The sequence below is a fragment of the Vibrio sp. VPAP30 genome, assembly GCF_001188205.1.
GTDB classification, from domain to species: Bacteria; Pseudomonadota; Gammaproteobacteria; order Enterobacterales; family Vibrionaceae; genus Vibrio; species Vibrio bivalvicida.
Genome location: NZ_LBLS01000035.1, coordinates 67,675 through 83,130, shown reverse-complemented (window position 1 = coordinate 83,130; position 15,456 = coordinate 67,675). Strand labels below are relative to the sequence as shown.

At 43.3% G+C, this 15,456-nt stretch carries 12 protein-coding genes and 1 tRNA gene; 5 read left to right on the top strand and 8 right to left on the bottom strand.

All coding sequences use genetic code 11. The features are described 5' to 3' along the window. Nucleotides 1-45 precede the first annotated feature (45 nt). Nucleotides 46-122 (top strand) — tRNA-Arg (locus ZX61_RS15240). Nucleotides 123-309: 187 nt separating this feature from the next. Continuing rightward, nucleotides 310-816 carry a hypothetical protein gene (locus ZX61_RS15235; RefSeq protein WP_049845472.1) on the top strand — a complete coding sequence of 169 codons (507 nt, stop codon included), beginning with the start codon at nucleotides 310-312 and terminating at the stop codon, nucleotides 814-816. A gap of 65 nt (nucleotides 817-881) precedes the next feature. Here ZX61_RS15235 and ZX61_RS15230 read toward each other — a convergent pair whose 3' ends face one another. The 5 genes from ZX61_RS15230 to ZX61_RS15210 form a co-directional block, all read right to left on the bottom strand. Then, entirely contained in the window at nucleotides 882-1,853 is a 972-nt protein-coding gene (locus tag ZX61_RS15230; protein WP_049845471.1) for an OmpA family protein, read from the bottom strand. Nucleotides 1,854-2,081: 228 nt separating this feature from the next. After that, nucleotides 2,082-3,059, bottom strand: a complete 978-nt coding sequence (locus tag ZX61_RS15225; RefSeq protein ID WP_049845470.1) for an OmpA family protein — start codon at nucleotides 3,057-3,059, stop codon at nucleotides 2,082-2,084. Nucleotides 3,060-3,489: 430 nt separating this feature from the next. Continuing rightward, entirely contained in the window at nucleotides 3,490-4,917 is a 1,428-nt protein-coding gene (gene gltX, locus ZX61_RS15220; protein ID WP_049845469.1) for a glutamate--tRNA ligase, read from the bottom strand. Nucleotides 4,918-5,038: 121 nt separating this feature from the next. Further along, complete coding sequence (locus ZX61_RS15215) at nucleotides 5,039-5,689, bottom strand: YccT family protein (RefSeq protein ID WP_049845468.1); 651 nt, start codon at nucleotides 5,687-5,689, stop codon at nucleotides 5,039-5,041. A 74-nt stretch (nucleotides 5,690-5,763) separates the two neighbouring features. Next, entirely contained in the window at nucleotides 5,764-6,909 is a 1,146-nt protein-coding gene (locus ZX61_RS15210; protein ID WP_049845467.1) for a porin, read from the bottom strand. 477 nt (nucleotides 6,910-7,386) lie between these two features. Between ZX61_RS15210 and ZX61_RS15205 the strand changes: the two genes are divergently transcribed. The 3 genes from ZX61_RS15205 to ZX61_RS15195 all read left to right on the top strand — a co-directional run bounded on the left by ZX61_RS15205 (nucleotide 7,387) and on the right by ZX61_RS15195 (nucleotide 12,364). Next, nucleotides 7,387-10,083, top strand: a complete 2,697-nt coding sequence (locus ZX61_RS15205) for a heavy metal translocating P-type ATPase (protein WP_049845466.1) — start codon at nucleotides 7,387-7,389, stop codon at nucleotides 10,081-10,083. After that, nucleotides 10,080-10,523, top strand: coding sequence for a DUF411 domain-containing protein (locus ZX61_RS15200; RefSeq protein ID WP_049845465.1), 444 nt, complete (start codon nucleotides 10,080-10,082; stop codon nucleotides 10,521-10,523). Before ZX61_RS15205 ends, ZX61_RS15200 begins: the two co-directional genes overlap by 4 nt. A 341-nt stretch (nucleotides 10,524-10,864) precedes the next feature. Continuing rightward, entirely contained in the window at nucleotides 10,865-12,364 is a 1,500-nt protein-coding gene (locus ZX61_RS15195; RefSeq protein ID WP_235431343.1) for a winged helix-turn-helix domain-containing protein, read from the top strand. A gap of 58 nt (nucleotides 12,365-12,422) precedes the next feature. Here ZX61_RS15195 and ZX61_RS15190 read toward each other — a convergent pair whose 3' ends face one another. The 3 genes from ZX61_RS15190 to adk form a co-directional block, all read right to left on the bottom strand. Then, on the bottom strand, nucleotides 12,423-13,109 hold the full coding sequence (locus tag ZX61_RS15190; RefSeq protein WP_049845463.1) for an oligogalacturonate-specific porin KdgM family protein: 687 nt from the start codon (nucleotides 13,107-13,109) through the stop codon (nucleotides 12,423-12,425). A 481-nt stretch (nucleotides 13,110-13,590) separates the two neighbouring features. Then, on the bottom strand, nucleotides 13,591-14,550 hold the full coding sequence (gene hemH, locus ZX61_RS15185) for a ferrochelatase (RefSeq protein ID WP_049845462.1): 960 nt from the start codon (nucleotides 14,548-14,550) through the stop codon (nucleotides 13,591-13,593). 132 nt (nucleotides 14,551-14,682) lie between these two features. Continuing rightward, complete coding sequence (gene adk / locus ZX61_RS15180) at nucleotides 14,683-15,327, bottom strand: adenylate kinase (RefSeq protein WP_049845461.1); 645 nt, start codon at nucleotides 15,325-15,327, stop codon at nucleotides 14,683-14,685. Nucleotides 15,328-15,456 lie beyond the last annotated feature (129 nt).

Genomic DNA, 15,456 nt, shown 5'->3' with positions numbered 1-15,456 from the left:
GTTCACGCTTAACTTATGATTTAAAATCAGTATCATAATGTTAAAGCTCCCGTGGCACAGCTGGATAGCGCGATCCCCTCCTAAGGGATAGGTCACAGGTTCGAATCCTGTCGGGAGCGCCAGATCTTTTAAAGGGGCTAAGTAGTCATTATTTAGCCCCTTTTATTTTGTGTCAGGTTCAGCAACGACAATTTAATGAACAAGTTTGTAGCTAAGCTGCTACAAAACAGCTTCTATTAAAAATCAAACCTTCTACATTTGTGGACATTCAACTAAAATAGCTATTAACAAAACTATTTATAAAAATGAATGACAAAAAGTAACTTGACCACTAACACTGGTCACCGCTTTATCTCAAAAGCAAATACAGCGTTCAAGATCCATATCCACACGCCAGACGACAAAGTTCTGCACCGCTCTGTGGGGTACGTACGTATTGGTGAAAAAAGAGGCTTGAAGAAAGCGATCAAACTGCGTAATGAACTCGGCTCTGAGATGTGGGGGAAATTCTGGCGCAAGCTTCTCAAAGATCCCTATTTAATGACCCGCCTCCCACACTCGCTTGAGCCTAAGATCATCTTTAAGCCTAGGCCAACCAAAGAGAACCCAACAGCGAAAGACGAATGCTACATCGCTGCTTGGCGCAACTATGATGTGAATGGCAAATTAATCTACAGGAGCGTAGTTTGCTCGATTAAAAAACATGGTCGACTGGCTGCCTATTCAAAGACAAAGAAAGCACTATTAGAAGCCAACAAAGAGAACTTAGAAATTCTCGAATTTATGGGGCGCTTAAACAGTATCGACCTGAAATAACAGAAAAGTTTGGCTGAAACAAAAAGCCTTGGCTCATCACCAAGGCTTTTTCAATTCTGATGTGGTTATTCTGCTTCGTACTCAAAAGCTGGAACAACGATTTCTACACGGCGGTTCTGAGAGCGGCCTTCAGAAGTCTCATTTGATGCGATAGGATTGTTCTCACCTTCACCACTCGCTGTAATGCGAGACCTATCGATACCGGCTTCTAACAATGCACTCTCAATCGATTTTGCACGCTTTTCAGAGAGCTTCTGGTTGTAAGCAGCCGCACCACTAGAGTCTGTATAGCCGGTAATTTCGACGTTAGACTGAGGGAACTGCGTCATAAACTGAACCAAATCCTCTAGCATTGGCAAGCTTTCAGGCTTTAGTTCAGCGCTATTTAAAGCAAACGCACCAGAATCAACCACTTTAGTTTCAAACGTCTTAAGCACCGGTGTAACAACAACGACCTCTTCTACGACTTCCTCAACCACTTTCTCTTCTGCCACATACGGTTCAGAAACTGGCTGCTCACTTGCACCGAATTTGTAAACAAAACCAAGGGTTGCGGAGTTAACCGCCGCTTTTACTAAGTCATTATTTACGTCAGTCAGACGCTGGTATTCAAGGCGGACGGTTACGTTTTTGTGTGAATCTAGCTCAAAACCAACCGCACCAAGAAATGAGTTATCATTCTTGCTGCCGTAATCAACACGAGCACCACCAAACTTACCGTAAATAGAAATATCATCGGTTAAAGAAAGGTTTAGCTTAGGAGCGATGGTGAAAGCTTTTACTTTCTCGTCCGCAAGCCCATCAGCGGTAAACTCACCTAAATAATCGTAACCTGCCTCTAGTGACAGGTAATCCATAAATTGGTAGCCGGCTAACACACCCGCTGCGATTGAATCATCGTCACAATTGGCCGTAATTGAAGTACAAGCGTCATCCAACCAAGATTTACCGACTTTACCACCCAAATAAAAATCCGCGTTTGCATTCATTGATGCTAATGCAAGCGTACTCGAAATTACCACTGCTAACTTTTTCATGAGTCCTTCCCCATTTTTCATTATGTTTATGTTGTCTACATACATAGCCGACTAACCACGCTAGCCTAGCATAGTATTTAACCACCACAACTTCTGTTGCATATAGCACACAAAATGAATCCGTGAGATATAGCGATATCAATTATAAGTGGCTTAAGTGTCTTATAAATAAGACAAAACCCCAACCATTGGTTGAGGCTTAATTTACGTTGTTAGTGATCGTTAGAATTATTGCTCCACTTGATACTCAAAAGCAGGAACTACAATTTCCACTCGACGATTCTTTTCTCGACCTTCGAGCGTTTCATTTGATGCGATCGGGTTGCTCTCCCCTTTCCCTTCTACAGTGATACGTGAGTCATCAATGCCCTTATCAACTAAAGCGCTTTCCACAGCGGCAGCGCGTCTTTCTGACACCTTTTGATTGTATTCAGCACGCCCTGACGTATCTGTATACCCCGTGGCTTCAACTTCAGCTTGTGGGTAGTCATTTAAGAAATCCACCAGTTCATCTAACCTAGCAACGCTCTCTTCGTTAAGCTCTGTACTATTGAGTTTGAAACTTTCTGTTCCTATTGTTTGAGATTCATACACCTTAGTAACGATGACTGACTCAACAGGTTGATTTTCAACTACCGCTTCGACCATTTCTTCTTGTACAACAGCCACAGGCTCTGCTGTTTGTTCGCTGCCTCCAAACTTGTAGACAAAGCCGAGTGTTGCAGTATTCCCCATGGCACGAACTTGGTTATTGTTAATGTCTGTTATTGTTTGGTATTCAATTCGTACCGCAACATTCTGGTGTGAGTCAAATTCAATACCCGCAGCACCTATATATGAATAGTCATTTTGGTTACCATACTTAACATACGCGCCACCTAATTTACCGTACAAAGAGATGCCATCAGTAATTGGTAGGTTTACTTTGGGAGCAAGTGTAAAAGCTTCGACTTTATCATCACTAAGTCCATCCGCTGTAAACTTGCCCAAGTAATCGTATCCTCCTTCAATCGACAAGAAATCCCACATTTGATAACCCGCGAAGACACCAATCGCTGATGCTTCATCATCACAATTGGCAGTAGCCGATGTACAGGCGTCATCTAACCATGATTTACCCACTTTACCGCCAAGGTAGACTTCTGCCATCGTCGGGGCAGATGCAATAAGAAGTGATGCCGAAATGACCGCTGCTAGTTTATTCATCATTAAATCCTTAGCTTTTAAGCTCTTATAGTTAATTCCAATGCGTTTAGGCCTACTCTTTAGAAAGGAAGAGCCTCCAATCAAACGCCAAACCACTTCCAAATGTGCAATTGTTCCTCACCGTCACAAACGTAACTATTTGTAACTAGCGAAGGCACCATAGGGATTTTTACCCCGTGGAAAGAGGTAAATTGTCAGCATCAAGTAAGCTAAAAATCAGAGGAAAATAAACTAAGATACTCACCCTTGGTGGCAAAAGGGCTGACAAGCTATGAAAATTTACTGTTAATAATCAGTTAATTAACCAAGCAACATTATAATTCTCGATATTGAGACGGTCACGTATCGGCTATTTCTGAGCACGCTCTGTTTAGGAAATAAAAAAGCCGCAGCGATTGCTGCGGCTTTTATGATAATAACGTTGAGTCTGTTATGCGTTAGCTTCGCGCTCAGCTATAAACTCTAGTGCCATCTTAATACGAGCGATAACTTGCTCTTTACCAACTAGCTCCATTACCGCATCAACAGATGGTGATTGACCACCGCCAGTTACCGCAACACGCAGTGGCATACCGATCTTGCCCATACCGATTTCAAGTTCTTCACAAACCGCTGCAATAACGCCTTGTTTGATGTTGGTTGTCGTCCACTCTTCTAGCGCTTCAACTTTTGCTAGTGCTAATGCTAGTGGCTCTTTCGCCACGCCGCGAAGGTGCTTCTTCGCTGCACCCGCTTCAAACTCAGAGAAGTCTTCGTAGAAGTAACGGATCTGCTCAGCTAGCTCAACAAGAGTATTGCAGCGCTCGCCTACTAAGGTGATCACTTCCGTGATTGCAGGGCCGTTTTCTACATTTAGGTTCTGGTTATCTAGATGCCATTGCAAATGCTCAGCCACATATTCAGGAGCTGAAGTCTTAATGTAATGGTTGTTCAACCAAAGTAGCTTTTCAGTATTGAAAGCCGAAGCTGATTTCGAAATTGCATTCAAGCTAAATAGATCAATCATCTCTTGCTCTGAGAAGATCTCTTGGTCACCGTGAGACCAACCTAAACGCACTAGGTAGTTGTTCAGTGCATTTGGTAAGTAACCTTCATCACGGTACTGCATCACAGAGACCGCACCATGACGCTTCGACAGCTTGGCACCATCATCACCAAGAATCATCGCACAGTGTGCAAAGGTCGGTACAGGTGCACCTAGCGCTTGATAAATGTTGATTTGACGAGGCGTGTTGTTAATGTGGTCTTCGCCACGAACAACATGAGTAATGCCCATATCCCAGTCATCCACTACCACAACAAAGTTGTATGTTGGAGCACCGTCTGTACGACGAATAATCAGATCATCAAGTTGACTGTTAGCGATTTCGATGCGGCCACGGATTTGGTCATCAAATACAACGCTGCCTTCTTTCGGGTTACGGAAACGGACAACAAACGCATCACCCTCTTTCGCTTCTGCGTTTGCAGCTACGATTTTGGGATGGTTTGCATCGTAGCGTGGCATCTCTTTCGCCGCTTCTTGCTCAGCACGGATTTCATCTAATAGCTCTTTAGAAGCGTAACACTTATATGCTTTGTCTTCAGCAAGCAGCTTATCAACCATTTCGTTGTAACGATCAAAACGCTTAGATTGGAAGTAAGGGCCTTCATTCCACTCTAAACCCATCCATTGCATACCTTCTAGGATCGCATCTACCGCTTCCTGAGAGTTACGTTCTAGGTCTGTATCTTCGATACGTAGAACAAATTCGCCACCTTGGTTTTTAGCGTAAAGCCATGAGTAAAGTGCAGTACGAGCACCACCAACGTGTAGGTAGCCTGTTGGGCTAGGAGCAAAACGAGTTTTAACCGTCATGTAAAATACCTTGATTGTCTAAATGACTGCACCATTTAGCTCATGATGAGCATGGTGCCAAAATTGCGCGTTATTTTAGCACCGATATGCAAATCTACAATCCGTCTAGACGATGTTTTATCTATTCATTGATGTGTTTAACTGCCCAAGAGATAAACTCTTGCCGTTGAGTGGGGCTCATAGACAAAAAATCCGTTTTAATTGAACCGCTTGTTGCACCTGCCGTTGCCTTTACGTCTGTTTGAATATTCTTGTTTGCCACGCTGTTGTCAGCGTGAGGTTTCACCGAAGTATTGTCGGAAACCGAGGCGACCCCGCCAACTTGGTTATACTCAGCCATGACTGCTTCGTAATCTTTAAACTGAGAAAAACCTTTCACCTGTAACAGATCAACTTGATACTCGACGGCCTTACCCTGCGCATCAACCAATGAGAAGTCTAAACTCTTACGGAATTTTTTTGCCTGGTCGACGTGACGAAATACGGGATAACTGAGCGTCACCGGAGAGGATGTCGCATCAAATTTCACAACCACAGTTGGAAACACCAACTTAGTTCGACGGCCATCCTCGACAACCAATTGATCAAGTGCAAACAGCAATTGGTTCTGACCTTGTTGAAGATTAATCACTTGGCTGCTTTGATAATCCTTACCAGTCAGCTCTTTTCCGTTTAACACTAAAGGCTCAATTTCATCAATAACGGTAAGTTCTGCGGCACATATAGGTAATGTCATTGCACCCAATAGCAAAGCAGTGGTTAGTTTTTTCATAGTTTCCTCGACGTCAAAGCGATTAAGATCGACTAAGGGCGGCAATTTGCCGCCCAAGTAGTGGAATTGTTATATTAGAACCAGTATTCGATACCGACAGATGCTTCATCAAAGCTGTCTGACTTCCAGCGTCCCTGATAGCCTTCGCCTACTTTACCTGTGTTCTCTAGGTCGTTCATCGCGTAACGTGCGTATACAACAGCATTAGTGTCAACTGAATACATGAGCTGCATAGACGTTACTTTATCTTTAGTGCCTTCAATGTCTTTGCCATCAACTTCTAGGCCTAGGTTTTCAGCGTGAGCGATCTTAGCCTGCCATTTATTGCCTTCACCGAAGTTGTAAGTTAGACCGACAGAATATGAATGCTCTGTTTCATCGCTACCTTTCGTTTCTTGCGCTTCAGCAATACGGTAGTAAGCGAAATAGCCTAGACCATTAGAGAATCCACCTTGGGATCCAATTAAGTAAGTTTGATTATCCCAGTATTTTTCATCCTTGGTTTCCATTGTGTCGTAGTTCATTTCGTACGCTAGATCGAACTGAACCCAACCCCAATCACCATTGAATTGTTGGTGCGCCGCCATCCCATGCCAGTAGTTGCTTCCTGCTTTAGGGCTATCGGTACCACCAGCGCGATCTTGTCCTGCACCCGCCGCGATATCCATGGTAAATCCAGACCATAGTTCATTGGTATCCCAACGAATTGTGTCTGATTGGCGATCGTTAAAGTTGTTACCGCCAATATTTCCGCCCCAGTCCCAAACGTTACCCATACCTGGGTTAGTCGCAGGCCAATCAATCAACTCATAAATTGGAGTCAACACGCGGCCTAAGCGCACTTTACCGAAGGTGTCATGTTCAAAACCAACAAACGTATCACGACGACCTAGGTAGCCATTACCACCATCTTCACCAGCAAACGATTCATCAACGTAGCCTGACTCGATTTGCCATAGGAATGTCCAGTTTTCCCAGCTATCAAACTTCGCTGTACCGCGCCAGCCAAGACGAGATTCGTTGTTGAATTGAACACCTTCATTTTGTGGCGAGTTGTCGTAGTCGCGGTTTGCAACCTGCATAGCAATCAAACCGTAAATACCTTGTTCATACTTAGATTCTGCGTGATTTAGGTTAGTGTCTGCGGCGGCCATGCCAGAGAAACCTAAAACAACAGTAGAAACCGCTGCGCCAAGTAGTGTCTTTTTAAACATAGACATAGAATTAACCCCTAGTAATTATTCATTTTGGTAATTTTTCTTAGTTCCCTTTGAGCATGTATAACCTCATGCTCCGGGGAATGTTTATGGACAGGGGCATGTTGACAAACTTTTTTTGCGGCAAAAAACGAGGTAAATAATAATCTGACCACGTTCAAATCAAAAAAAAAGAAAACAAGATAAAGGCATAATAATCAACAAGATAAATTCACACATAAATAAACAAAAACGTCAAAAGCAACTCTAATCACGAGTTGAGTAAGTTAACACTGGCAGTTTTGCGGTTCATATCACTGTAAATTTTCATTGGTTTATAGGTATTAACAATTTCACCAATAAAAGTTTGAAATCTCTCGCAATCGACTAAACTAACAATCTTAAGATTCACCTAATATTGACGTTTTTCTTTCATCGCTTGACCTTACCCTTAAGGGAAGGTTTAGGCTTAGCAATAGTTCTATTTTCCGAGGTGTTGTTATGTCTAAGTTTGATATCCCCTTATCAGGATTAAACTGCATGGGATGCGCACGCAATGTTGAGCGGGCCCTTACTGCAAATCACCAAGTAAAAATTCACCAACTGTCACCGACTTTTATTTCTCTCGAGACCGATAGTTCATTCTCGTCTATCGCTGAGGAGATAGAAGAGTTAGGTTATTTCGCAGGCAATCAATATCATTTTTTATTAGCTGGACTAAATTGTGGTAAATGCATTGCAAAGCTCGAGCAGGCATTAGCACAAGATCCACTCAATGGCACATTCGCAGCTTCGAAAACAGAATTAACCATTACTACCCTACGAACTGTGGATGAAATTACACAGTTAGTTGCATCGCTTGGCTATCAAGCAACCCAAGAGCAAATTGAATTAGATGACATTGAGCCTTCAAACAGCGAGGCGGATAAGCCTGTCAGCCCTACAGAAGAAGTGTCGGCTCACTCCTTCCATTTAATTATTTCCGGTATGACCTGTGCGAGTTGTGTATCGTCCGTGGAGAAAGCTCTAATTTCTGTTGAAGGCATTCAAAAAGCTCAGGTCAATTTAGCAGAACAAAGCGCGTTAGTTTTTAGTACAGAACCAAGCGAGCAGATTGAAGCCGAGCTTGTTAACACGATAAAAGAAGCAGGTTATCAAGCACAAATTATTGATGACCCAGCAACGCAGCAACAAAAACAGATTGAGCAACAAGAACAGGCGCAAGCACAGCATAAAAAAAGTGCGTTGGCAGGCATTATTGTCGGAGCTCCGTTGATGCTATGGGGAGTATTTGGCGGCAATATGATGATTCGCAACAGCCAAGACCAACTAATTTGGGGAGTCATTGGTGTGATCTGTTTTTGGCTATTGGCTACGGCTGGGCGAAGCTTTATTACCAATGCATGGCAAGCGCTTACTCACAAACGAGCGACGATGGATACCTTAGTCTCGCTTGGTACCGGAGCAGCTTGGTTGTTTTCTATGTTAGTCGTCACTATCCCCGAGTGGTTTCCACTTGCTTCAAGACACGTTTACTTTGAAGCGAGTGCAATGATCATCGGACTAATCTCACTCGGTCACTACATAGAAGCTAAAGCCAAAGCTAAAACGACTCGCTCACTACAAGCCTTGGTAAACCTTCAACCGCAGAACGCCACTCTAGTCACTGAGGATGGTGAACGTGAGATTCCGCTTGAGCAAGTCACCTTAGGCATGAAACTAAGAGTCAAACCCGGTGAGAAGGTGCCCGTAGATGGTGTGGTCGAGAGTGGCGAGTCTTATCTGGATGAATCTATGCTCACTGGTGAACCGATTCCGGTACTAAAAATATTAGGGGAATCGGTTTCAGCAGGCACAATCAATCAAGATGGCAGTTTAGTGATTACCGCCTCTGGTATTGGCAGCGACACCATGCTGTCGCGAATCATTACTATGGTTCGAGAAGCTCAAAGCAGTAAACCAGCCATTGCCAAGCTCGCCGACCAAATTTCATCGATATTCGTACCGGTTGTGGTTGCCATTGCGATTATCTCTGCACTTGTGTGGTTTATATTTGGCCCAGAGCCTAAAGCCAGTTATATGTTAGTGGTCACTACCACTGTGCTGATCATTGCTTGCCCTTGTGCACTGGGGCTCGCGACACCGCTATCAGTCACGGTTGGGATAGGTAAAGCTGCCGAGATGGGAATTTTGATCAAAGATGCCGATGTCCTTCAGTCAGCAAGCAAAATAGATACGGTTGTATTTGATAAAACCGGAACCCTGACCAAAGGTAAGCCACAAGTTCAAGCTATTCACTCTGTTTCCAATGACATTGATAACTTACTCGCATTAGCTGCATCTATTGAAAAACACTCAGAACATCCATTAGCTAAAGCCATCGTTAATCAAGCCAAAGAGAAACAGCTCACTCTCGTTGATGTAGAGAGCTTTGAGAATCGCCGTGGGCAGGGTGTCTTTGCCCAGTCTCAGCAGGGAGAAATTGCGATTGTCTCACTTAACTATGCTCAGGCGCAATCGTGGGAGATGTCCTCAATAGACGCTGAAATCCGTCGTTACTTAGACTATGCTTGGACTCCGGTTGTTATCGCGGTTAACTCTGAAGTCGTCGGCACTATCGCCATTGCCGATCCGATTAAAGAAGACGCTAAACAAACGGTTTCCATGTTAAAAGCAATGGGTATCACACCCGTCATGCTCACTGGAGACAACCAATCCGTCGCACAAGCAATCGCGACTCAGTTAGGTATTGAACGCATCATCGCTCAAGTATTGCCAGATCAGAAAGCGAGCCATATTGAACAACTTCAGAGTGAAGGCCGTAACGTTGCCATGATTGGTGATGGCGTCAACGATGCTCCTGCTCTCGCTTTAGCTGATATCGGCGTTGCCATGGGTAGCGGCAGCGACGTCGCGATTGAAAGCGCGCAAATTACCTTACTCAACTCATCGCCTGTATCCGTAATCAAGGCCATTGAATTGTCTAAAGCGACTCTACGTAACATGAAACAGAACCTGTTTGGTGCGTTCATCTATAACTCACTAGGCATCCCAGTCGCTGCTGGAGTGCTTTACCCAGCTTTTGGCTTTTTGCTCAGCCCTGTTATCGCGGGTGCAGCAATGGCTTTATCATCCATTACGGTGGTCAGTAACGCCAACCGTTTAAGATTATATAAAACTTCTGAGAGGTCACTATGAATGGAAAATTTCTAGCTTTGACAACCCTAGCACTGCTTTCTGGCCCAGCGTTAGCGGCAGATGTTATCAACCATAAATCACCCTATTGTGGTTGTTGTACAGAGTGGACTAAACATATGCAAGAAGCAGGATTTAATGTCGATGAGAGGTTACATGAAAACATGAATCCCATTAAGCAGAAACTTGGCATTAAACCAGAACTCGCTTCTTGTCATACCGCCGAAATAGATGGCTACGTCTTTGAAGGCCATATTCCAGCCGAAGATATTAAAGCTTTCTTAGAAAATCCGCCACGCAATGCTAAAGGGCTCGCTGTTCCCGGGATGCCAATGGGGTCACCGGGCATGGAGTATGGCGATAAGAAAGATGAGTACTCTGTCTATGCCTTCAATGAGGAAGGACAGGTGTTTGAATACCGCCACTACCAAGGCAATAAATAACGGATTCTGTAAGTCTATACCTAGAGCACTTTAACTCACTTCGATGAGTTAAAGTGCAATGAACTACTGAATAAAATCATAGACATAGATCTAAAATCACATCAAATGTAACTACATTCACTTTTGTTTTTCGCATTATTTCCCTTACTCAGATAGCTTTCCCATCAACTTGACGACGTCTTGACAACGACGGATGCTGAAAACAAAACCATTGTTGATAAACTTGTAACGCATCGAGTTTCTCAAAAATAATACAACAACATTTACTTATGAAGAGATCTATAAGTCGGAAGAATATTTTTGTAGAATGCGCGGCGTCACTCCGCTCACCCGGTACTCGTATGAACTTACTCGCTCAAGCTAAGCAAAACGGCAAAAATATCGCCATTGCTCACCTAATTTACGACCCTACGCATAAAACGCTAACCAATGGCATTGATGAGGTTGCACTAGAACCTCGTAACATCGCCTTACTGGAAGTGTTATTATCTAATGTGGGTGAACCAACCTCAATTGAGCAATTCATCGAACAAGTATGGGAAAATCAATACATTTCAAAGAATGTTGTGACCAATCGTATTAGTTTACTGCGTAACTTATTACGAGAAAACGTCCCAGAGATTGATTCAACAAAGCTTATCGTGACCTACCCGAAACGGGGCTACTACATTCCCAAAAGCCATGTACAACTGATCGAATCAAAGAGCTCGGAACCGATATCTGACGATCAATCTCCGGTAACAAGCAAAGCTAAGTTCAAACCATCGAAACTCTTGCTCTGGATTTCCACTCTGGCTATTACTAGCTTACTCGCATTAACCATCGTGGTAAATTCATTCTTCGACGTTAAGGTCGAAGCAAAGGATCAAGCATTATATGTTCCTCAGGTTAGGCTGTTGCTCGATCAGATATCCTCATCGCGACAATCAATGCAAGACGACGCACTCAAGCTCAAAGTTTTGTTGCTACATGCCTATAGCCATTCGCCTTATATTCATTTAGCAAATATGCGTTCCCCTAGTTACTACTTAATGAGTTTAAGCGAACACCCTAGTTTTCCGGGCTCAGATGCTCTTAGTGATTCGGATTATAAGCTAACCTTTAACCTTATAAAGGACACGGGAACAACGGATAAGCTAGAGGCCATCCTTTATCACTCTGCCTCTGCGCGTGTTGCTTGGCGTAATCTGTATACACTGGAAAACAACAAGTTAGTAAAGGCTGTCAACCAACTCAACTCTGATTTAACTGAATATTTTAAGTTGCCTACTCCCATCATCAAGATTAAGAAAAAGCTGAAAACATCCCTAAGCCAAATGTCAGAAACTGCATTTGATAAGCTAATTGACCAAAAGATGAGTGGTGCTGAAATCAGTTTTTATACTCGGGAACTGCTGTTTAGCGATCAGCCTTCTGATGTATTGCGTCAGTGGATTGATAAAGTTAAACAGAGCACGCCAACCCCCTCTCCAGAGCTGCATATGTTGTTGGCTCTCCTCACCTATCGCTCAGGGGACATCGAGAAAAGTCTGCAAATGTTGCAAAGAGAATATGTCGCGGAAATACCGAGCAACGCCTTGATATTAATGCTGCAAGCAAACATTAGCCGCAATAAGAACAATACCGAACAGTATTTAAGTAGCTATTTAAAAGCGACCGCCGCGCTCACTATTAGTATTCCTTCAAAGCAAGTATTAGCACATTATTCTAGCACCAATAAGCAAGCGGCTTGTTTGGACCTATGGAAGGATGCCTTGTCAAACATAGAGTATATACACATGCCAAACAGCATACTTTGGCAAGGAATAGAACGTTTCTGCACCCCAATCAAAACCGCATAAAACGGGTAAGGCCCAGCAAAATCTGGGCCTTAATCTAGGACAGTAGATCTAGAGTTGATTAGAAGCCGTAAGAAGCACCGAATACGAATGCAGTGTTCTCTTTCTTATCTGAACCATCTAGATTTTTCGCGCCATGACCTTGGCTACGCAACTCAAAGTATGGTTGTACACCTTCACGAGTCCAAGTAGCGCGAAACTCATGGTCCATAGTGTTCTCGGCTTCATCGCTGCGTACGTAAACGTTGTTGTACGCGAGTGTAAGAGGCATATCCCCTACTGCGTAACCAATACGGTTATCAAAACGTAGCTGATCGTTGTCGCTGTTCTTAACGTTGTGGTAACGAGTACGATTACTTAGCGCAAGACCATTGTCGAAGTTGTAGCCGATTTTCACTAGTGGACGGTTTTGCACAGTTTCACCATTGTTCAATAAGTGGTGGTAACCTGCTGCAACCCATAAGTTGTCATTGATTGAATAGCTTTGCTCGATACCCAGTGTGATATAAGGCGTAGTCCCTTTACCCTCGTTAAACTCACCTTCGTAGCTGCCGATTGAAATACCGTCAAACTCAGTTAGTAGCGTTGTGCCTGTATCAAATGTATGGCCAGCTTCAAGCGTTGAAGTCGCGTTTGGATTTTTATTTTCGCTATGGAATTGAACGTTACCTGTTACGTAAGAAGAACCCGCGTACGCTGTTGATGCAAAAGCAAGAGAAAGTGCGCTAAGAGTCAGTAATTTTTTCATTGTATTCTGCCTTTAATACTAAAATGTGTTGCGGTTATATCTTGGTATTTCTTTACCGTTAACCGCAAAATTGGGGTGCCTCCCTGGCTTGGCAGTCATAATGTCGGATTTAATTCACGATAAAAAATTAATCCATTTCTTGTGCGACACACTTCACTGTGAAAAATGAAAAAGAAATTTAACTCTTAATATTCATATACTTGTAAAAACACAAAAAATAATAAAGCCAATTTTGGTGATCAATATCACTCGATAATCTAGTATTGACCACATTAACAGTAGCCAACTCACACTACTTTTAGCTTTTGGTTGTTTTCCAATAATAATAATCTGATCTTGATCACCAAAACATCGCGCTGGCGATTAACTGAAAAATGCGTTGCTTACGAGTAATACTGAGAATTTGACGTTACGCCAAATTTCACAAGGCACAAAAAAGGCCGCTTTAGCGACCCTAAAAAAAATGGAAATTTGCCATTAATTAATGACGAGTAATCAACTCAGCCATCATTTGAATGTGGAGTTCATCATCATTTAGGCAAGGAATGTAGGTAAACTTCTCACCGCCGTGCTCCACATACAGCTCTCTGCATTGCTCAGAGAGTTCTTCCAATGTTTCAAGGCAATCAACAGAAAAGGCAGGTGCCAAAATATCAAGCTTTTTGATACCTTTACCCGGCAGTTTCTCAAGAGTTTTATCTGTATAAGGTTGCAGCCACTCCTCGCGACCAAAACGAGATTGATAAGTCATACCGATCTGGTTAGGAGCTAAGCCTAACTCTCGGGCAAGAAGAGTTGTAGTTCGATCGCAATGCTGAGGATAAATATCACCGTTGTCCGCATAGCGCTTAGGTATACCGTGGTACGAACAAAGCAGGTAATCCCCTTTGCCGTTTTCTTGCCAAGAGCGTTTTACACTTTCAGCCAGCGCCTTGATATACAGTGGGTGTTGGTGATAGTCACTAATAAACTGGTAGCTCGGTATCATTGGTAGTTGCTTAAACGCGTTCGTTAAACCATCGGATACTGCTGCCGTCGTGGTTCCCGAGTACTGAGGGTAAAGAGGCAATACGATAACGTCCTCGACTCCTTGTGCAAGCAGGGCTTCTAAGCCAGATTTAAGACTTGGATTTCCATAAGTCATGCCTAACTCAACCGGAATATCAACCTGCTCTCTGAGCTTCTCAACTTGCTTCTTTGAGTAAACAAGAAGTGGAGAGCCTTCTTCCATCCAAACGCTTTGATACAACTTCGCTACTTTGGGAGCGCGAATAGGCAAAATCACACCATGCAAAATTGGACACCATAGCCAACGTGTCATATCGACGACACGTTTATCATGAAGAAACTGACTTAAAAAGCGCTTAACCGCAGGAGCGGTTGCTTCATCTGGCGTACCTAAGTTAACGAGTAGTACACCTTGTTTTTTGTTATTTTGCATAGCTTCCTATCGACACTAAAAAGGCTCTCTACGTACCTATCTCAGAATTGGATCAAACTAAGAGCATAAAAAAAGCGACCCCAAAGAGGATCGCTTCACTATAACAAATTTTCAAAATTCGCAGTTAGCTATTTATGCTAGCGCTTTCTCGATATCTGCACTAACTTCAGCAACTTGCTTAGTACCGTCGAACTTAAGGTACTTAGTATTACCGGCTTCAGCTTCTTTACCGTAGTAAGAGATTAGCGGTGCTGTTTGCTCGTGGTACACACCTAGACGAGCACGTACTGTCTCTTCTTTGTCATCGTCACGTACAACTAGCTCTTCACCTGTTACGTCATCTTTGCCTTCAACTTTAGGCGGGTTATAAACAACGTGGTAAGTACGGCCAGAAGGTAAGTGAGCACGACGACCAGCCATACGCTCAACAATCACGTCGTCAGCAACATCGAATTCAATCACGTAATCTACGTCTACGCCCATTTCCTTCAGGCCGTCAGCCTGAGGAATCGTACGTGGGAAGCCATCAAGTAGGAAACCTTTTTCGCAGTCATCTTGAGCAATACGCTCTTTGATTAGACCAAGGATGATTTCATCAGAAACTAGCTGACCAGCGTCGATAACAGCTTTAGCTTGTTTGCCAAGCTCTGTACCTGCCTTGATAGCAGCACGTAGCATGTCACCAGTAGAGATTTGCGGAACACCGTATTTTTCCATGATGAAATTTGCTTGTGTGCCTTTACCTGCACCTGGAGCACCTAGAAGAATGATGCGCATGTTGAATCCTCTTAAGATAATGATGATTTATACCGAAGCTCACTATGGCGTTACCACATGAACATGTCTTGGACTCACGGTAAGTTTCGGTATAACTGTTCTACAGTTAACAATAAAGCAGGCGTGCAC